Source organism: Kitasatospora sp. GP30 (genome assembly GCF_029892145.1).
GTDB classification, from domain to species: domain Bacteria; phylum Actinomycetota; class Actinomycetes; order Streptomycetales; family Streptomycetaceae; genus Kitasatospora; species Kitasatospora acidiphila.
In genome coordinates this window covers 1-17,497 of sequence record NZ_JARZAH010000018.1, presented here as the reverse complement: position 1 = coordinate 17,497, position 17,497 = coordinate 1, and the positions used below count along the sequence as shown (strand labels likewise).

The 17,497-nt window shown below is 71.8% G+C and carries 18 protein-coding genes; 7 read left to right on the top strand and 11 right to left on the bottom strand.

Translation table 11 applies throughout. The annotated features are described in order from the left end of the window. Positions 1-4: 4 nt before the first annotated feature. The 3 genes from P3T35_RS23275 to P3T35_RS23265 form a co-directional block, all read right to left on the bottom strand. A complete protein-coding gene (locus P3T35_RS23275; RefSeq protein ID WP_101384175.1) occupies positions 5-1,012 on the bottom strand; it encodes a hypothetical protein in 1,008 nt (335 codons plus the stop codon). Continuing rightward, complete coding sequence (locus P3T35_RS23270; protein ID WP_101384176.1) at positions 1,009-2,484, bottom strand: AMP-binding protein; 1,476 nt, start codon at positions 2,482-2,484, stop codon at positions 1,009-1,011. Before P3T35_RS23270 ends, P3T35_RS23275 begins: the two co-directional genes overlap by 4 nt. Positions 2,485-2,629: 145 nt before the next feature. Further along, positions 2,630-2,755 carry a hypothetical protein gene (locus tag P3T35_RS23265; protein ID WP_280707559.1) on the bottom strand — a complete coding sequence of 42 codons (126 nt, stop codon included), beginning with the start codon at positions 2,753-2,755 and terminating at the stop codon, positions 2,630-2,632. A 233-nt stretch (positions 2,756-2,988) separates the two neighbouring features. Here P3T35_RS23265 and P3T35_RS23260 point away from each other — a divergent pair, with 233 nt between their 5' ends. Both P3T35_RS23260 and P3T35_RS23255 read left to right on the top strand, forming a co-directional pair. Next, positions 2,989-4,635 carry an APC family permease gene (locus P3T35_RS23260; RefSeq protein ID WP_280707557.1) on the top strand — a complete coding sequence of 549 codons (1,647 nt, stop codon included), beginning with the start codon at positions 2,989-2,991 and terminating at the stop codon, positions 4,633-4,635. Between the two features lie 125 nt (positions 4,636-4,760). Continuing rightward, on the top strand, positions 4,761-7,136 hold the full coding sequence (locus tag P3T35_RS23255) for a SpoIIE family protein phosphatase (protein ID WP_101384178.1): 2,376 nt from the start codon (positions 4,761-4,763) through the stop codon (positions 7,134-7,136). Between the two features lie 280 nt (positions 7,137-7,416). Here the strand turns inward: P3T35_RS23255 and P3T35_RS23250 are convergent, their stop codons facing one another. Together P3T35_RS23250 and P3T35_RS23245 are read right to left on the bottom strand one after the other, a co-directional pair. Then, positions 7,417-7,896: a pyridoxamine 5'-phosphate oxidase family protein gene (locus tag P3T35_RS23250; RefSeq protein WP_218976743.1), complete on the bottom strand. Its 480-nt coding sequence runs from the start codon at positions 7,894-7,896 to the stop codon at positions 7,417-7,419. Between the two features lie 43 nt (positions 7,897-7,939). Further along, complete coding sequence (locus P3T35_RS23245) at positions 7,940-8,410, bottom strand: VOC family protein (RefSeq protein ID WP_280707553.1); 471 nt, start codon at positions 8,408-8,410, stop codon at positions 7,940-7,942. Positions 8,411-8,626: 216 nt separating this feature from the next. On the opposite strand from P3T35_RS23245, the gene P3T35_RS23240 reads away from it, so the two are divergent. Both P3T35_RS23240 and P3T35_RS23235 read left to right on the top strand, forming a co-directional pair. Then, a complete protein-coding gene (locus P3T35_RS23240; protein WP_101385530.1) occupies positions 8,627-8,851 on the top strand; it encodes a hypothetical protein in 225 nt (74 codons plus the stop codon). 10 nt (positions 8,852-8,861) lie between these two features. After that, positions 8,862-10,118, top strand: coding sequence for a flotillin family protein (locus tag P3T35_RS23235; protein WP_101384181.1), 1,257 nt, complete (start codon positions 8,862-8,864; stop codon positions 10,116-10,118). Here P3T35_RS23235 and P3T35_RS23230 read toward each other — a convergent pair. Next, positions 10,115-11,014: a S41 family peptidase gene (locus P3T35_RS23230; protein ID WP_101384182.1), complete on the bottom strand. Its 900-nt coding sequence runs from the start codon at positions 11,012-11,014 to the stop codon at positions 10,115-10,117. The two genes, P3T35_RS23235 and P3T35_RS23230, sit on opposite strands and share 4 nt — an antisense overlap. Positions 11,015-11,070: 56 nt before the next feature. Continuing rightward, a complete protein-coding gene (locus P3T35_RS23225) occupies positions 11,071-11,790 on the bottom strand; it encodes a Mut7-C RNAse domain-containing protein (RefSeq protein ID WP_101384183.1) in 720 nt (239 codons plus the stop codon). A 128-nt stretch (positions 11,791-11,918) separates the two neighbouring features. Between P3T35_RS23225 and P3T35_RS23220 the strand changes: the two genes are divergently transcribed. Then, positions 11,919-12,581: an NAD(P)H-binding protein gene (locus P3T35_RS23220; protein WP_101384184.1), complete on the top strand. Its 663-nt coding sequence runs from the start codon at positions 11,919-11,921 to the stop codon at positions 12,579-12,581. Between the two features lie 51 nt (positions 12,582-12,632). On the opposite strand, the gene P3T35_RS23215 is transcribed toward P3T35_RS23220, so the two are convergent. After that, positions 12,633-13,064, bottom strand: coding sequence for a VOC family protein (locus P3T35_RS23215; RefSeq protein ID WP_280707549.1), 432 nt, complete (start codon positions 13,062-13,064; stop codon positions 12,633-12,635). A 75-nt stretch (positions 13,065-13,139) separates the two neighbouring features. Continuing rightward, entirely contained in the window at positions 13,140-13,580 is a 441-nt protein-coding gene (locus P3T35_RS23210) for an AraC family transcriptional regulator (RefSeq protein WP_101384186.1), read from the bottom strand. A 229-nt stretch (positions 13,581-13,809) separates the two neighbouring features. Here P3T35_RS23210 and P3T35_RS23205 point away from each other — a divergent pair, with 229 nt between their 5' ends. Both P3T35_RS23205 and P3T35_RS23200 read left to right on the top strand, forming a co-directional pair. After that, positions 13,810-14,244, top strand: coding sequence for a VOC family protein (locus tag P3T35_RS23205; protein ID WP_101384187.1), 435 nt, complete (start codon positions 13,810-13,812; stop codon positions 14,242-14,244). Positions 14,245-14,392: 148 nt separating this feature from the next. After that, positions 14,393-15,688: a GNAT family N-acetyltransferase gene (locus P3T35_RS23200; RefSeq protein WP_180356787.1), complete on the top strand. Its 1,296-nt coding sequence runs from the start codon at positions 14,393-14,395 to the stop codon at positions 15,686-15,688. Between the two features lie 199 nt (positions 15,689-15,887). Here the strand turns inward: P3T35_RS23200 and P3T35_RS23195 are convergent, their stop codons facing one another. After that, complete coding sequence (locus tag P3T35_RS23195; protein WP_101384189.1) at positions 15,888-16,355, bottom strand: hypothetical protein; 468 nt, start codon at positions 16,353-16,355, stop codon at positions 15,888-15,890. A 74-nt stretch (positions 16,356-16,429) separates the two neighbouring features. Further along, positions 16,430-17,317, bottom strand: a complete 888-nt coding sequence (locus P3T35_RS23190) for a cupin domain-containing protein (protein WP_101384190.1) — start codon at positions 17,315-17,317, stop codon at positions 16,430-16,432. Positions 17,318-17,497 lie beyond the last annotated feature (180 nt).

Sequence of the window (17,497 nt, the reverse complement as noted above, 5' to 3'; positions counted from 1 at the left end):
CAACTCATCGCTGGCGCACCGCCGTCGGCGTCCGCCCGAGGCGGCGGGCGTCGCGGCGGGCCCGGCCCGGGGTGGCGCCGACGCCCACCACCCGGTCGTCGCGCACCGCCAGCCAGCAGTCCTCGGGCAGGCCGGGCGCGCCGGTGGCACGCAGCGCCGCCTCGGCCGGGTTGACCGGCGGCGGGGCGGGCTCGCGGGCGCCGGACCGCCACTCGGCCCAGCTGCGCTCCCGCCCGCAGCGCTGCCGCCAGTACAGCTGCTGCGCCACGATCAGCGGGCCGAGCGCGGCGAGCAGCGGAAAGCCGGTGGTCAGGACGTGGGTTGCGAAGAGCGCGCTGACCGCGCTGACCACGGCCAGCCCCACCGCGGCGGCCAGCAGTGCGGCCCGGCGGCCGTACGCCTTGGCGGCGGCGAGGGGGAAGAGCACCAGGAGCAGCAGGTCTCCCAGGCCCAGCGAGACCGGCAACGCGCCGCGGGTGAGAGCCAGTTGCGGGGCGAACGGCTGCCCCTGCACCTCGGCGGCGAACCGCAGGGTGACCGAGGTGAGCGTGGTGGCCACCAGGTCGTAGACCGCCAACACGGCCGCGAGCGCGGCGACATGGGCGGCCCGCATGCCGCTCTGCACCCACAGGTTGGCCACCCCGACGACCGCGATCAGCAGCAGCGCGTCGGTGGCGGCGAGCACCCCGGTGGGGGAGGCGTGCAGGGCGAGGGTGGTGCCGACCGCGGCGGCGGCCGGCAGCCAGGCCCAGCGGCCGCCGAGCACCGGGGCGAGGGTGAACTGCACGGCGGTGCCCAGCACCACGCCGAAGACCGTCACCACCACGGGAGTCGGCAGCGCGAGATCCAGCAGCGGAGCCAGCACCACGCCGACGCAGACCACGGCGACGTCCCCGGCCGTGTAGACGCCGACGGGCGGTCGGGGGATCCGGATCCGGGCCAGATAGCCCAGGGCGAGGGCGATCGCGACGGCGGTGACGCCGCTGAGCGCGGCCAGGGCGGTGGTGTTCATGAGCGGCCGGCCAGGCGGGTCGGGCGGCTCGGCGACGGGCCGAGGTCCGCGAAGCCGTGCTCGCGCAGATCGGCGCGGAGCGGGACGGTGGGCGGCATGGCCTCGCGGTCGTCGTACAGCCGGATCGCGGCCAGCGGCAGGCCGGCGGCGGTGGCGCCGTCCTCCAGGCGCCCGAGCAGGGCGGCCGACGGCAGCCGGCGGACCAGCACGTGCAGCACCGCGCCGCCGGGATCGTCGGTCAGTGCGTATCTGGTGGGCAGTGGCACGTCGGGTTCGGCCTCCAGCAGGTCGAGCAGGTCCCGGGTGGGCAGGACGGCACTGAGCGGGCCACTCCAGCGGCCGACGACGTCCGAGGTGGCCGGCAGCTCGGCCAGCTCGCAGTCGGGCCCCTCGGCGGGCAGCCGGACCAGGTCGCCGGTGGCGTAGCGCAGCAGCAGGGTGCACTCCCGGTACGGAACGTACGGCGTGTGCACCACCATGCCGACGGCGCCGGGCGCGGTCGGCTCCCAGCTCTGCGGATCCAGCACCTCCAGGTGGCCGAACTCGGTGCCGTGGTGCAGATGCCCCTGCGAGCACGGGGCCGCGCCGGCGGGCACCAGCTCGGTCATCAGATAGGAATTGGCCACCTGGCCGCCCAGGGTGGCGGCGGCCCGCTCCCGCAGCGGCGTGGAGAGCACTTCGCCGCCGATGCTGATCCGCCGCAGTCCGAAGTCCTCACTGCGCCAGCCGCCGCGCTCGGCCTGGGCCACCAGGGCGGCCAAGTAGGAGGCGGAGGTGGTGAGATGGGTGATCTGCGGGGCCTTGCCGGGCAGGCCGAGCGGGGTGGCCAGCCGGTCGAGGGCGGACTCCGGGTCGATGGTGCCCAGTTGGACGAAGCCGGCGCCGATCCGGGTGACCGACTCCTCGGAGTTCAGCAGGGCCAGGGTGGCGCGCGAGCAGCCCGCGTAGGCCACGGTGTGCTCGGGCCGCAGACCGAGTCCGATGGCTGCCGAGATGGTGCTCAGGGCGGTGAGCAGTTCCAACTCGGTGCGGGAGAACCAGACTCCGGTGGGGGCGCCGGTAGTCCCGGTGGTGAGTGCCAGCAGCGCGGGCCGGGCCGCGGTGGAGACGAAGGCGGCGGGCAGCGACCGGAGCGCGCGCTTGGGCGTCACCGGCACCTGGGACCAGCCGGCCAGGTCGAGGGCGTCCGGGTTGAGCCCCAACTGGTCGAAGACCTGCCGGTAGTAGGCGGTGTGCCGGACCGCGGCCCGGGCGGTGGCCCGCAGACTGCGGGTGGTGATGGTGCGGCGCACCGCCGGGTCGACGGCCGCCCGCTGGCCGGGCAGCAGCGCGGTGTCGTCGCCCGGTTCGCCGAACTCGGCGAGGGTGGCGAGCAGTTCGCGGGCGATCCGGTCGAGGTCCCGCGGTCGGATCGGACCGTTTCGCAACACGGCGGCGGCGTACCGCAGTTGACTCAGTGCGCTGGCGAACACGGTGTCCTCTCCACAGAGCTGCTCTTCGCCTCCGGGTGCGGGGTGGCCTGGGCCGGGCGGGGGACCCGGTCCAGGCCGGTCCGAGCGGTCGGGCCGGTGCCCTGCGGTGGCGCGCGGCCCGACCAGGCCTGGCACGGCGACCTGGTCAGGTCATGTGCAGGAACATCGCGGCGCTGAGGGTGCTCAGGGCGTACTTCAGGTAGTGCTTGACCACGGCGGTCTCCTTCCCTGTGGTGAGCGGGCTCCCTGCGGTGTACGGGCGGCCGGCCACGGCCCAGCGGGCCGCGGACGGCGTGGCCTGGCAGGAACGAGCAGGACGAGCCTGGCACGGGCGGCCCGATCAAAGCAACGGATGTGGACGGAAAACTGACTCATATTTATCTCAGCACATGCCGCTGAGCCGGACGACTGACAGTCGCCGCCCCTGAGCGGCGCGCACCCCTCACCCGACGGGTGATCTGCGGCAGCGTCTGATCCGATCTGTCGTCAGTCGGGGAGGAAGCCATGGCGTCATCCATGCCCGGAGCGGTCCAACGGACCGGCGGGCGCCACGCCCTGCGCCGCGAGGTCGGGATGATCGGCCTGCTCTGGGCCTCGGTCGGAGCGATCATCGGATCCGGCTGGCTGTTCGGCGCCGAGAAGGCGGTCCGGGCAGCCGGGCCCGCTTCCCTGATCTCCTGGGGCGTCGGAACGGTCGCCATCGTGCTGCTCGCCCTGGTGCACGCCGAGCTCGGCGGCCTGTTCCCGGTGGCCGGCGGCACCGCCCGCTATCCGCACTACGCCTTCGGCGGCTTCGCCGGCATGAGCTTCGGCTGGTTCACCTGGCTGCAGTCCGCCGCCACCGCCCCCATCGAGGTCCAGGCGATGATCGGCTATGCCCAGCACTGGACTTGGGCCGACGGTCTGCTCAAGAAGAGCAACCAGACCCTCACCGCCTCCGGCTTCGTGGTCGCCGCCGCGCTGCTCGCCATCTTCGTCGCGATCAACTTCCTCGGCGTCAAATGGCTGGCCAACACGAACAGCGCGGCCACCTACTGGAAGGTCGCCGTCCCGGTGCTGACCATCCTGGTCTTCGCCAGCGCCGAGTTCCACAGCGCCAACTTCCACAGCCACGGCTTCGCGCCCTACGGCGCACGCGGTGTGCTCAGCGCGATCAGCGGCAGCGGTGTGATCTTCGCGCTGCTCGGCTTCGAGCAGGCGATCCAGTGGGCCGGGGAGTCCAGCAACCCGCGACGCGACATCCCGCGTGCCGTGATCGGCTCGGTGCTGATCGGCTCGGTCGTCTACATCATGCTCCAGGTGGTCTTCATCGGATCGCTGCCCGCCGCCACCTTCGCCGGCGGCTGGGCCAACCTCGACTACAAGGGCATCAGCGGCCCGTTCGCCGGGCTGGCCGCCCTGATCGGACTCGGCTGGATGGCCACCATCCTCTACATCGACGCGGTCATCTCGCCCGCCGGCACCGGCCTGGTCTACATCACCTCCAGCTCCCGGATCAGCTACGGCCTCAGCCGCAACGGCTATGCCCCGCAGACGCTCCAGGCCACCGACCGGCGCGCGGTGCCGTGGCTCGGCCTGGTGGTCGCCTGGGTCGCCGGCGTGCTGTGCTTCCTGCCGTTCCCCAGCTGGCAGCGGCTGGTCGGCTTCATCACCTCCGCCGTGGTGCTGATGTATGCGGGCGCGCCGCTCGCCTTCGGCGTCCTGCGCCGGCGCTTCCCCGACCTGGAGCGCTCCTACCACCTGCCGGCCGGCGAGATCATCTCGCCGATCGCCTTCGTGATCGCCGGCCTGGTCATCTACTGGTCCGGCTGGGACACCCTGTGGCGGCTGGGTGCCTCGATCCTGATCGGCTATCTGCTGCTCGGCGGCTACGCGGCCTGGGCCCGTGCCAAACACCTGCCGGGGGCGCCGCGGATGGACTTCCGGGCCGGCCAGTGGCTCCCCGTCTACCTGGTGGGGATGGGCCTGATGTCCTGGCAGGGCCAGTTCGGCAAGGGGGCCACCGGCCGCATTCCGCTCTGGTGGGACATCGCCCTGATCTCCGGCTTCTCCCTGGTCATCTACTACTGGGCGCTGGCCGTCGCACTGCCCGCGGAGGAGATCGAGCGCAACTTCCTCGACGTCGAGGTGCTCGACGCGGGCGGCCACTGACCTCAGGGTGGTCACTGAGCGTCACGATCAGTCGTGAAGTTGAGCCCGGCTCGGAGCGCCGCTGTGCCGCCGACCACGCCCCGGTCCAGGATGGAGGACAGGGCAGTCCCGGGAGAGGTGACGATTTGGACGACTCCCGCTTCCCGTTCCTCGACGGCGTGGCAGGGGTGCTGGTCGACGGCAGCGGCCTGGTGCTGGACTGCACCGCCGCCGCCGAACAGCTCCTCGTGGTGCCGGTGCGCGCACTGCGCGGCCGCAAACTGCGCGACCTCGTGGTGGAGCGCGGCGAAACCCTGCCCCCGGAGGGCGACAACCCCACCAGCTGGGCCGGGCGCGTCACCGTGCGCACCGGCGACGGCCGCCCGGTGCCGCTGGAGGTCCGGGTGCTCACGCTGCGTGGCGCGGCCCCCGAGCAGCGCGATGAGGCCCGCTACATGGTGATCGGCGCGCCGGCCCAGGAGGCCGACCGCTGGCGCCAGGACCAGGCCTTCACCCGCGAACTCTTCCTGCAGGACCGGGTCGGCCTGGCCGTGTTCGACACCGACCTGCGGATCGTCCGCACCAACACCCATCTGCTGCCCTACACCGGCGTGCCCAGCACCCTGCCGGGCCGTCGGCTCGCCGACTTCCTGCAGCCCGAGGACGCCGCCGCCATGGAGGTCCACCTGCGCGAGGTGCTGGCGACCGGGCAGCCGCTGGCGTTCGGCGAGGAGCTCGCCCGCACCCTGGTCGACCCGCGCAGCGGCCGGATGATGGCGCTCTCCGCCTTCCGGCTGCAGGCCACCGACGGCACCGTCATCGGCGTCACGGCGCTCTTCACCGACATCACCGAGCAGTACCGGTCGCGCCGCCGCCTCGCCCTGCTCCACCGGGTGACCGCCGCGGCCGCCCACTCGCTCTCCATCCTGGACAGCGCGCAGCAGATCGCCGACGCCTTGGTGCCCGACTTCGCCGAGGTCGCCGCCGTCGAACTCGCCACCCCCATCTCCACCGGCGAGGAGCCGGTACCCGGTCCCGACGGGCGGCTGCTGCTGCGCCGGGTCGCGGTCGCCGGACCGCCCGAGTCCCGCCCGGCCATCGGGGAGACCGTGCTGGTCGACGAGGAGGGGCGGACCGGACCGTCCGACCCCGCCGTCCAGGCCTGGGCGGTCACAGCGCCGCTGGTGGCCCGCAGGGTGCTGCTCGGCCGGATCACGCTGCGCCGGGAGCGCCGGCAGGACCGCTACGAGGCGGAGGACCGCGCGCTGATGCGCGAGATCGCCGGGCGGGTCGCCCTGGCGCTGGACAACGCCCGCCGCTACACCCGGGAGCACCGGGCCGCGATCGGCCTGCAACGCAGCCTGCTGCCGCCGGCCGTCCGCTCGGTGGCCGCCGTCTCCACCGCCAGCGTCTACCTGCCCACCGACACGGTCGGCGGGGTGGGCGGTGACTGGTTCGACGTCATCCCGCTCTCCTCGGCCCGGGTCGCCCTGGTGGTCGGCGACGTCACCGGGCACGGTCTGCACGCCTCCGCCACCATGGGCCGGCTGCGCACCGCCGTGCGGACCCTGGCCGACCTGGACCTGGAACCGGACGAGCTGCTGGTGCACCTGGACGACCTGGTGGCCCAACTGCTGGTGGAATCGGCGCTGGTCGCGGACGTGGACGCGGAGAGCTCCGGGGCCGGCGACGGACCGCGCGGGCGGGATGCGGGGAGCCAGGACGAGACCGCGGAGCCCGGCTCGTTCGGCGGCACCTGCCTCTACGCCGTCTACGACCCGGTCTCCCGGATCTGCACCGTGGCCAGCGCCGGACACCCGCCGCCCGCCGTCGCCTACCCCGACGGCACCGCCGAGATGCTGCCCGTGTCGCCAGGACCGCCGCTCGGGGTCGGCGGGTTGCCCTTCGAGTCGGCCCGGGTCGAGCTGCCCGAAAGCAGCATGCTGGCCCTCTACACCGACGGCCTGATCGAGCGCGGGGACGGCGACATCGACGCCGGGATGGCCGAGTTGCTGCACCGGCTGCGCGGCGTGCGCGGTCTGGACTGCCCGCTGCGCGAGGCCGGGGAGCGGCTGATCGCCGGGCTGCCGCCGACCCGGCTGCGCGACGACGTGACGCTGCTGCTGGCCCGCACCAAGGCGGTGCCGCCCGCCGACACCGCGGTCTGGACGGTCGAGCTGGACCCGGCCGCGGTGGCCCGGGTGCGCGAGGACGCCACCGCCGTGCTGACCTCCTGGGGACTGGCCGAACTCGCCTTCACCACCGAGCTGGTGCTGAGTGAGCTGGTCACCAACGCGATCCGGTACGGCGGCGGCCCCGTGGTGGTGCGGCTGATCCGGGCCGACACGCTGACCTGCGAGGTCTCCGACGGCAGCGCCACCCAGCCGCGGATGCGGCGGGCCCGGCTCACCGACGAAGGCGGGCGCGGGCTCTACCTGGTGGCGCAGCTGACCAACCGCTGGGGGAGCCGGTACACCGCGTCGGGCAAGACCATCTGGACGGAGCAGGAGCTGCCGCACTGAGCCTCACCCGGCAGGAATGTGCCCGGACACATGTCAGTCCCCGTGTGCCCGGACACATGTCAGTCCCCGGTAGATCCTCTTTCGACTTCGCGCGTCCTAGCCGTCGCTCAGGGCATCGCTGTCAATGGGACCTGCCGGGGGCCTAGCCAGGCCCTAGACAAGGAGTCGCTCGGACGGCCTACGAACGTCTTCGAGGGCGGTGCGGCTCTCTCCAGCTGTCTGGTGTACGAACCATTCTAGACCCGCGCGAGCGTTTTGGAGCGGGCGAGTTGAGGCCAATTTACGAATCACGGGACGGGAACGTCCAGCGGGTCGGGCTGCCCGTGAAGTCGCTGTCGTCGAGGGCGAAGACGGAGGCCGGGGTGACCCGGAAGGTCGCGTTCACGGCCGGATCGAGGAAGTCCGGACCGTAGCCGGTCGCGTACTTGGCGTTGAGCGCGGCCAGGAAGTCGGCGATCTCGTCGAGGTCGGTCACCACGCTCGCGTCGCCGTCCAGCACGACCGGCTGATGCGGATCGTCGGTGGTCACCGTGCACGCCGGGTTGGCCGCCAGATTGCGGTACTTGCGGGACCCGCGGGCGCTGCTGAACCAGAGGGCCCGCCGCAGCCAGACGCCCCAGACCGGCATCGCGTGGGGCCGCCGGTCAGGGCGCACCGTGCAGACCCAGTACTCGTGCGAGTCGGCGAGCCGGCGCTCCGCCCAGAACCACGGCAGCAGGCCGGTGCCCTGGTCGGCCGACAGGATGCCGTAGCCGGGCATCCAAGGGCGCGCTGAGGTGATGTCAGAATCATTCGCCACGGCCTCAGTTACCGCCCATCGCGGCCTTCGCGCGGGCCGCCATCTGCTGCGGCGAGACGTCCTCGACATGGCTGGCCACCGTCCAGCGGTGGCCCCACGGGTCCTCGAAGGTGCCGGACCGGTCGCCGTAGAACTGGGCCTTCAGCGGCCGCAGTTCGAGCGCGCCGGCGGCCAGCGCGGCGGGCCACACCGCGTCGACGTCCGCCACGTAGAGGTTCAGCAGCACCGGTGAGCCGCCGACCGTCTGCGGGCTGCGCGCGCCCACCTCCGGGTGCTCGTCGGCGATCATGAGCACCGAGTCGCCGATCGCCAGCTCCGCGTGCCCGATCCGCCCGTCCGGTCCGGTCAGCCGGTCGCCGCGCTGCTCGAAGCCGAGCACCGAGGTGTAGAACTCGATGGCCTCGGCGGCGCCGCGGACGAAGACGTAGGGGCACAGGCGCGGGTAGCCGTCCGGAATCGGCTGGACCTTGGACACGGGGGCTCCTGGGTTCGCTCGGCGGCGCGGTCGGCTGATCGCGGTCAGCGTGGCACGGCGCGGGGTGCCCCGGGCGGGCGGCATGCCGCAGGCTGGGCCGGGCGGGTGAGGGGCTGGGGCTTTGACCGGCTCCTTTGCGCCGTGGGCTCGTTAGATTGGACAGCAGAGGTACGACCGACCCTGCTAGCGCGGCCGGCCGGAGAGCGGGTGAGCCTGATGGGTGTGCCGAGGGAGGCGGACGAGAGCCCGGTCGGCGCGGTCGGCCGGGTCACGGTCCCGATCCCGGCGGACGGGCCCGGCGAGGTGCTGGTGCCGGTGCGCGGCGGCAGCGAGGCGTTCGCGGCCTGGGCGGACCGGCCGATCGCCCGGCACGCGCTGGTGATGGTGGTGGAGCACACTTCGGCGCGCTCCGTCGTGGTCGTACCGTTCCCCGAGTCGTGAGGAGCCCGTGATGTTGTTCTGGCACGTTCCGGCGCCCAATGAGGCGTTGCTGATCTCCGGGTCCAAACGGCAGGCCCAGGACACCCAGTTCCGGATCGTCACCGGGCACGGCAGTTTCGTGATGCCCGTCAAGCAGAAGGCGCGGATGCTGTCGCTGGCGCTGCGCGAGGCGGAGATCGCCGAGGACTGCGTCACCCAGCAGGGCATCCGGCTCACGGTGCGGGCCGTGACGGTGTTCAAGGTGGGCGACGACCACCTCTCCATCGCCAATGCGGCGCGGCGGTTCCTCACCGAGCAGGCCCGGATGGAGGAGCTGGTCGGCCGGATCTTCGCGGGCCATCTGCGGTCCATCGTCGGCGGGTTGACGGTGGAGCAGATCATCCGGGAGCGGGACCGGGTGGCGCAGGAGGTCAAGGCCGGCAGCCACACCGAGATGGAGAAGCTCGGCATCGTGGTGGACGCCTTGCAGATCCAGGAGATCGAGGACGCCACCGGCTACATCACCAACCTGGCCGCCCCCCATGCCGCGGCCGTCGCCAGCCAGGCGCGGATCGCCCAGGCCCGGGCCGACCAGGAGGCCGCCCAGCGGGAGCAGGAGGCGGCCGCGCTCAAGGCCCAGTACGAGCGGGACACCGCGATCAAGCGGGCCGGCTTCGTGGCCGAGACCGAGCAGGCCAACGCGTCGGCATCGCAGGCCGGGCCACTGGCCCAGGCCAGGGCCACCCAGGAGGTCATCGAGGAGCAGACCCAACTGGCCCGCCGTCAGGCCGACTTGGCCGCCCAGCGGCTGGAGGCCGAGGTGCGCCGGCCGGCCGATGCCGAGGCCTACAAGCAGCGCACCCTCGCCGAGGCGCAGCGCGACCGGGCCAAGTTCGAGGCCGAGGGTGATGCCTACCGGCGCACCACGCTGGCCACGGCGGAGGCCCAGGCGGTGCGGGTGCAGGCGGACGGCGCGGCCTACGCCGAGCGGACGACCGCCGATGCGCAGGCCGCCGCGAACAACGCGCGGGCCGACTCGCTGCGGGGCGGCGCCCAGGAGCTGATCGCGGCCAACCGGGTGGTGGAGAACCTGCCCGCGCTGGTGGACGCCGCCGCCCGCGGCCTGGCGGGCGCCAACCTCACGGTGCTCAACGGCAGCGAGGGGCTGGCCCAGGTGGCGACCGGGATCGTCGGCCAGGGCCTGGCGATCTTCGACGCCCTCAAGCAGGTCACCCCGCGCGGCGGCGAGGTGGCCAGGCCGGACGCGAGCGAGGGTGAGCCGGGTTAGGAGTCCGCGACCTTCTTGAGCGCGTCCTGGTAGGCCACCTCGAACGCCTGCTCGGCGGACACGGCGATGTCCGGGGCCACGCCGGTGCCCTCCCAGTCGCCGCCGGTCACCGGGTTGATCGACCGGGCGTACGGCACGGTCACGCTGATGTGCTCGCTGAGGGGGTAGTAGCCGGTCGGGTGCGCCCCGCCCCTGGTGCTCTCGCCGACCAGCACGGCACGGCCCCTGGCCTTGAGGTTGTACGCCAGGTCCTCGGCGCCCGAGAAGGTGACCGGGCCGGTCAGTACGTACACCGGGCGGTCGAGGTAGCGCTCGCCCGGCAGGTAGGGCGTGGTCCAGAACTGCTGGGTGAGCCCAGTGGTGCGCCGGTGCACGTCGGTCAGGTGTACCGCCTCGCCGCCCGGGAACAGGTAGCTGCACCAGTACGCCATGCCGTAGGTCGAGCCGCCGCGGTTGGCCCGCAGGTCGAGGATGAGCGCCTTGGTGTTGGCGATCAGCGCCATCGCCGCGGAGATCATCGGCGCGCCGTCGCCGGGCTCGGCCACCAGGGTGGTCTCGATGTAGCCGATGTCGCCCGTGAGCCGCTCCACCCGGCGGATGCCTTGGTTCTCGGCGCGGGCCAGCTCGGCGAAGAAGTCCTCGTCCTCCTCGCCCGCGTCGTCGAGCTCCTGCGCCTCCTCGCTCCACAGCAGGCGCAGGTGCTTGTCGCCGTTGGTCCGCTGGAGGTCCGCGGTCACCGCCTCGCACAGCGCCTCGCCGGCCAGCCGCTGGTACGCCCCCTCGGCCAGCCGGCCGCGCACCAGGGCCGCGATCTGTTCGGCCTGGTCCGCGAAGATGTACTCGGCGGTCAGCCGGTCCAGCGCGGCTTCGATGATCTGATCAGTGGTGATGCCCATGGCGGGCGATCGTAGCGATGATCCACTTCGGGGAGAACCCCGCGAGCCGTGCCGGATCAGGCGTACTCGCGCAGGGCTTCCTCGACGATCGCGTCCAGCCGGGCGTGGTGGGCGCCGCGCCAGTAGACCTGGCCGCAGTCGGTGCACTGCGCGAACGCGTCGTAGCTGCGCTCGGTGCCGTGCTCCAGCCGCTCCTGCACCGCCGCCTTCGCGGTCTGCTCCAGCAGGCCGTTGCAGGCCGTGCACCTGGTCCACGGGGCGAGGGCGGGCGTGAAGCGGGACAGCACATCGCGCAGCTGCTCGGCCGGGTGGTGGCTGTAGATGTAGGCACCGGCCCACAGCTCGCGGCGGCGCAGCAGCCCCCGGTCGCGGGAGAGCATCACCCGCCGCTCGGCGGCCGACCGGGCGGCCAGCGCGGCGTCGCCGATGTCGAGGTTCTCGTAGGCCGCGTCCACGCCGAGCAGGCGCAGCCGGCGGGCCAGCGTGCCCAGGTGCACGTCGAGCAGGAAGCGGGGCGGGCCGGGCAGCCGCTGCGGCCGCTCGACGCTGCGCACGGCGACCCGCTCGCCCTGCGCCGGGATGTGCCCCGGGCGGACCGGCCGGTCGTCCACCAGCAGCTCGCCGACCTCGGTCAGCGGGACGCCCAGCGACTCGACCACATGGCCGAGCGTGGACACGCCGTCCACCCTGACCACCGACTGCTCGCGGCGCTGGGCGGCGGCGAGGAACACCTGCAGGTCGGCGGCGAAGCCGATGGTGATCTGCGGCTTCTCCAAGAGCTCCGGTTTCTCCACGCCGCCAGCATGCCAGGGCGGGCCGGTGCGCGGCCAACGGTTTCCGAGCTGCCGCTCCTGACGGGGTGTCAGCTCAAGGGGCGGGGAGGGTGCGGCGTAGGCTCCGGACCATGCGCATTGTCATCGCGGGTGGACACGGTCAGATCGCGCGGCGCCTGGAGCGGCTGCTGAGCGCGCGGGGAGACGAGGTCGCCGGGATCATCCGGAAGCCGGAGCAGTCCGGGGACTTGGAGGCGGCGGGCGCCGAGCCGGTGCTCTGCGACCTGGAGGCGGCCTCGGTCGACGAGGTCGCGGGCATCCTGCGCGGTGCGGACGCCGCGGTGTTCGCGGCCGGTGCCGGCGCGGGCAGCGGGGTGGCCCGCAAGGACACGGTCGACCGGGGCGCCTGCGCGCTGTTCGCGGACGCCGCCGAGGCCGCCGGGGTGCGGCGCTTCCTGGTGGTCTCCTCGATGGGTGCCGATGCGGCCGCGCCGGACGGGGCTGACCCGGTCTTCGGCGCCTACCTGCGGGCCAAGGGCGCGGCGGACGACGACGTGCGGGCCCGCGAGCGGCTGGACTGGACGATCCTGCGCCCCGGCATGCTGACCGACGCACCCGGCACCGGTCAGGTGGTCCTCGCCGAGCGGACCGGGCGGGGCGCGGTCTCGCGTGACGACGTGGCCGCGGCGCTGCTCGCGCTGCTGGACGAGCCGGCGACGGCCGGGCGGACCCTGGAGCTGATCGGCGGCCCCGTCCCGGTGGCTGACGCGGCGCGCCAGGCGGCGAGCAACTGACGCCGGGCCGCCGGGAGTTGACGACACTCCCGGCGGCCCGCGGTGCGGCGCCTACTGGTTGGGCAGCTCGGCCAGCTGGGTCAGCCGGATCTGGTTGCCCGACGGGTCCCGGAAGCCGCAGTCGCGGCCGTACGGGCGGTCCTCCGGCTTGTCCACGAACTCGACACCGCGGCCGGACAGTTCGGCGTAGGCGGCGTCGCAGTCGTCGGTGCTGAGGAAGACCGCGTTGGCGAAGCCCTTGCCCACCACGTCGAGCACCTGCTCGCGGGTCTGGTCATCCATGACCGGCTGGCCGGGCACGGCCATCAGGCAGACCGAGATGTCGTCCTGGCCGGCCGGGCCGACGGTGAGCCAGCGGACGTTTCCGAGCTCGGGCAGGGTGACGTCGGCGCGGACCTCGAAGCCCACCTTGTTGGTCCAGAAGTCCAGGGCGACCTCCTGGTCGTGCACCCACATCTGCGCGGTGGCGATCTTGATGGTCATGAGTCCTCTCCGCCTTTCCTGTCCTGGTGGTTCCTCCGAGCGTTTCGGGCTGCGCCCCGCCCGGACGACGTACCGTCAACCTATGGCCGGGCCGTCGGTGCCGTCTTCTCGAAACGTGCGGTGTTGCGGGCGGCCGTAGGCGCGCAGCACGCAGCCGGGGACCAGGGCGTAGTCGGCGGCCGGCGGGTAGGCGGCGCGGTAGGCGGCCGGCGAGCGCCCGTACATCCTGGTGAAGCTGGTGGTGAAGGAGCCCAGGCTGTTCAGGCCCACGGCGAAGCAGATCTCGGCGATCGGCCGGTCGGTGGTGCGCAGCAGGCGGGCCGCCCGTTCCAGGCGCCTGGTGAGCAGGTAGACGTGCGGGGACTCGCCGAAGGTCCGCCGGAACGCCCGGCTGAAGTGTGCCCGGGAGAGGCCCGCGGCCGCCGCCAGATCGGCCACCGTGAGCGGCTCGGCGTACCTGGCGTCGGCGAGGTCCTTGGCCCGCAGCAGATGGCGGGCGGGCGGGAGAGCTGCCATGGGCCCAGGCTAAGGGTTGTCCGGCAACTGATCTTGGCATGAAGGTGGTTGGTCAGTACTGGATCGTGGGGACCGTTGGGGCGCTCCGCCGCCACGGTCGCGTCGTTCTCGTGGACTGTCCGGTTTGGTCACTTGGTGTCCAAGGCGGGCCAGGATGCCACGGGTGGCGGGCGGATCCGCCTGGGGAAATGAGCGGCACGGTCCCCCTGGCACGCGGTACGGTGCGCTGATGTCAGCGATCAGGAAGTTCCAAGTCACCTTTGACTGCGCAGAACCCGAGCGCCTCGCTCGCTTCTGGTGCGAAGTGTTGGGGTATGTCACACCGCCGCCACCGGAGGGGTTCACCACCTGGGACGATTTCAACCGCACCTTGCCTCCTGAGAGGCAGGGATCATGGTTCGCCTGCAGTGACCCCTCAGGCGTGGGCCCGCGCCTGTACTTCCAGCGTGTCCCCGAAGGCAAGATCGTCAAGAATCGGGTGCATCTCGACGTCCGGGTCGGCACCGGGCTCGTGGGCGACGAGCGCCTCGCCACGCTCGAAGCCGAGTGCGCACGCCTGGTCGCGCTCGGTGCGACGCACGTGCGAACACTGTACGCCGATGAGGAAAACGAGTCGTGCATCCTGATGTCGGACATCGAGGGCAACGAGTTCTGCATCGACTGAGCAATCTCCGAGCAGGGCGAGGACCGTGTGGACCCTTCGGTGCGTGTCCCCGGCCCCAGGCGTCCACGTTGCCACCGGCCCGGTGAGAGGTCCCGTCTGATCCAAAACCGGTTGTCTGCAGGCGGTGGTGGTGGATGCAATGTCCGGCATGGTTACCCAGGTGCGCCCGCCACGGCGAGATGAGATGAACGCGTACTACCGGGCCCTGCCGTTCGCGAACGGGCTTCCGCAATGGGAGCCGGCTGACGCCGCGTGGCACGGTGGTCCCGAGCCGTGGCCTCCGCAGCGCACGCGTGCGACTGCGGAGCAGCTCGAGGAGTGGGCGGAGGCCGACGTCAAGAACGAGTCCTTCCACCCGGTCGCGACATTCGTCGACGGCGCGTGCGTGGGCGCATCGGCCACCATCTCCTTCGACGTGACCGTCCCCGGCGGCGGCACGGTCAAGATGGCCGGCGTCACCTCGACTGCGGTGATCGCCACACACCGCCGACGCGGCTACCTACGGCGGATGATGCAGGCCATGTTCGAGGCGGCCCTGGAACGGGGCGAGCCGCTGGCGATGCTCAGCGCGAGCGAAGGCAGCATCTACGGCCGGTTCGGTTACTCCCCGGCGACCTACCGCACACGGTGGGAGCTGAACCGTCATGAAGCCGCCCTCCTTCCGGCCGCACCCGATCCGGGTTCGCTGGAGCTGGTCGACGCCGCGCAGGCGAGGAAGGCTTGGCCCACCGTGCACGCGCAGGTGCGTGCACACCGCGTCGGCGAGCTCACCCCATTGCCCGGACGCTGGGACAGGCTGTCCGACGACCCGGACGGCACGAACGGACCACTGCGGTACCTCGTCCACCGCGACCGGCACGGCGATGTGGACGGCATAGCCAACTTTCGACTGCCGTGGTCCTCGACAGCGGCAAACGCGGGAACGCTCGTCGTCGAGGCACTGGAGGCGACGAACCCGGCGGCCTACCGAGCCCTGTGGAGCGTGCTGGTCGACTTCGACCTCACCAAGACCATCGTGGCGCCCGCCCGTCCGCGCGACGAACCGCTGCGATGGATGCTCGCGAATCCACGGGCGATGCGCGTCACCCGCCAGTCGGACAACCTGTGGGCCCGCGTTCTCGACGTTCCCCTCGCCCTGACACAACGCTCGTACGGCGCGCCTGGCGAACTGGTGTTCACGGTCGAGACCGACCGAATGTGCCCGGCAAACAACCGGACATGGCTTCTCCACGCAGACGGTGCCTCGGCGACATGCGTTGCCACCGACCGGGAAGCAGATCTGACCATCACGGTTCCAGCGCTCAGCTCGCTCTACTTCGGCGGCATCTCGGCACACGACCTGGCGTACGCGGGCCACATCACCCCGCACTCCGACAGTGCGATCGGGCAGCTGGCCCGGCTGTTCCGCATCGACACCGAACCGCACAACTCCTTTGGCTTCTAAGGCAGATGTCGTGTTATGCTTGGCGACTGCCGGCGATCACCATTGCTTTCCACCCGCAGGAATGCCCCGGAATGGAAGGCACCGCCAGCCTCCGACACCCCGCGCCGAAGTAGCCGGGTGAGGCCGATCCCCGTCGTGGCGCACGAGAAGACCTCTGCCGGGCTTGGCACCCGGGGGAGGTCTTTGTCGTGTTCGACCGTCAACGTGGCGGCTGGGGACAGGGCATCGGCTCGGGATCGTCCTGCCATTTGAAGGGACACGGAACCACCGCGACGTGCACCTTGTAGCTACTACCGGGCTCGGGGTGCCACCATGACCAGACGGTCTCCCGTCCGTGTGACAGCACCACCTCGTGGTACTCCTGAGTGTTATCCGGGTCCTCGTGCGTGACCCGGGGAGTCTGCGTGTCCCACTGCTCGCGCATCCATTCGACGGCCTCCTTGGCGGAGCCGAACGTCCCGGCTACCCGGTTCCTTTTGAGCAGGTAGTGCCGGACACCTTCCGGGGGCAGGTCAGACGCCATGAAGTCCGGTGTCCCGGGGTTTCGGTTGGCCTGCTGCTTGTAGCTCTCCAGAAGGCCGCCCTGGCCGCTCCACAGGAACCCGTGGAAGTGCAGGCCCGGGATGGGGTCACCCTTCAGATAATCACGCCAGTTGATCGGTGTCATGGAACGGCAACAGCGCCTTTCGGAGCGGGAGTTGATGGTCGAACCCTGCCACAGAAAGGCAGGTTGACACGCCGTCAGGACGGTCGGAACGCGGCGCGTCGGACAACCGCGGACAGCTCGCTCAGGTCAGCCTTGGCCAGAGCGCCAATCAAGTACGCCCGTGCCTCCTTCACGGCGTCACCCGGTTCGGCCACGTCGGCGGGGGCGAGGCCCGCACGCATTTCCGGGTCGGCCAGGGCCTGCCGCAGGACGTGGCCCGCGACTTCGGCGGCCACCCACTGCGGGGTGCGCTCCTTCAACCCGATGGTGATGTGAAGCGAAGGCTCATCGCCCACGGTATACGGGGAGTGGACGTACCCGCGCGGGAGCCACAGAACGTCGCCAGGGCCCAGGGTGTAGGTCTCAGCCGGGGGAGTGAACTCGAGGAAGCGCCGCTCTTCCTCGGTGAAGCCCCGTGAGGTGAAGTTGCCGTAGTCCTGGACGGGGTTCTCCACGAACGGCGGGTGCACCGGCCAGGCCTTCTGGCCGTGGAGCTGAACGATCAGGGTCACGTACCGGTCGTAGTGGTACCTGAGCCCGTGGCCGCCGGCCGGGGTGTAGTACGCGTTCACGTGGGTCGAGCAGCCGGTCTCACAGCTGATCGACTTGGCCAGGCCGGCAAGCGGCGGCTTCATCTCCTCCAGCCCTCGGAGGGACAGCGTCGCCTTGTCGTTCAGCATGCCCCGGATGTAGCCCCGGCGGGGCATGTCACCCTTCCCGTAGCGGCACGGGTCAACGGCAGTACCGTCCTGGAGCAGGACGACGTTTCGCATCGGGAGAGTGCCCGCGTCGATCATCGCGTCGACCTCCTCTCGGGTCAGCAGCGGGCGGAAGCGCTCGGGGCCGTGGTGGTAGAGCTTCGGTGCGGTCGGCAGAGCGGTGAGGATTTCCGCCGAGTCATCCAGCAGCAGAGACAGACTCATGGGTGCTCCATGATCGAATAGCGGATACGCTACGAGGAGTGGGCCGCCCCCGATTCAGGCGGGGGCGCCCCACGCTGGTGCTACCTGGGCTTGATTCGCTTTGACGGACACCCCTGATCAGGGGCTTCGGCCCCGGTAAGGATGATGTCCATCATGGAGAGCATGGGGAAGAAGAAGCCG

Coding starts and splice junctions, on each gene's coding strand:
- P3T35_RS23275 (WP_101384175.1), bottom strand. CDS start 1,012: ATGAACACCACCGCCCTGGCCGCGCTCAGCGGCGTCACCGCCGTCGCG.
- P3T35_RS23260 (WP_280707557.1), top strand. CDS start 2,989: ATGGCGTCATCCATGCCCGGAGCGGTCCAACGGACCGGCGGGCGCCAC.
- P3T35_RS23250 (WP_218976743.1), bottom strand. CDS start 7,896: ATGCCCGGCTACGGCATCCTGTCGGCCGACCAGGGCACCGGCCTGCTG.
- P3T35_RS23240 (WP_101385530.1), top strand. CDS start 8,627: ATGGGTGTGCCGAGGGAGGCGGACGAGAGCCCGGTCGGCGCGGTCGGC.
- P3T35_RS23235 (WP_101384181.1), top strand. CDS start 8,862: ATGTTGTTCTGGCACGTTCCGGCGCCCAATGAGGCGTTGCTGATCTCC.
- P3T35_RS23230 (WP_101384182.1), bottom strand. CDS start 11,014: ATGGGCATCACCACTGATCAGATCATCGAAGCCGCGCTGGACCGGCTG.
- P3T35_RS23220 (WP_101384184.1), top strand. CDS start 11,919: ATGCGCATTGTCATCGCGGGTGGACACGGTCAGATCGCGCGGCGCCTG.
- P3T35_RS23215 (WP_280707549.1), bottom strand. CDS start 13,064: ATGACCATCAAGATCGCCACCGCGCAGATGTGGGTGCACGACCAGGAG.
- P3T35_RS23210 (WP_101384186.1), bottom strand. CDS start 13,580: ATGGCAGCTCTCCCGCCCGCCCGCCATCTGCTGCGGGCCAAGGACCTC.
- P3T35_RS23205 (WP_101384187.1), top strand. CDS start 13,810: ATGTCAGCGATCAGGAAGTTCCAAGTCACCTTTGACTGCGCAGAACCC.
- P3T35_RS23200 (WP_180356787.1), top strand. CDS start 14,393: ATGGTTACCCAGGTGCGCCCGCCACGGCGAGATGAGATGAACGCGTAC.
- P3T35_RS23195 (WP_101384189.1), bottom strand. CDS start 16,355: ATGACACCGATCAACTGGCGTGATTATCTGAAGGGTGACCCCATCCCG.
- P3T35_RS23190 (WP_101384190.1), bottom strand. CDS start 17,317: ATGAGTCTGTCTCTGCTGCTGGATGACTCGGCGGAAATCCTCACCGCT.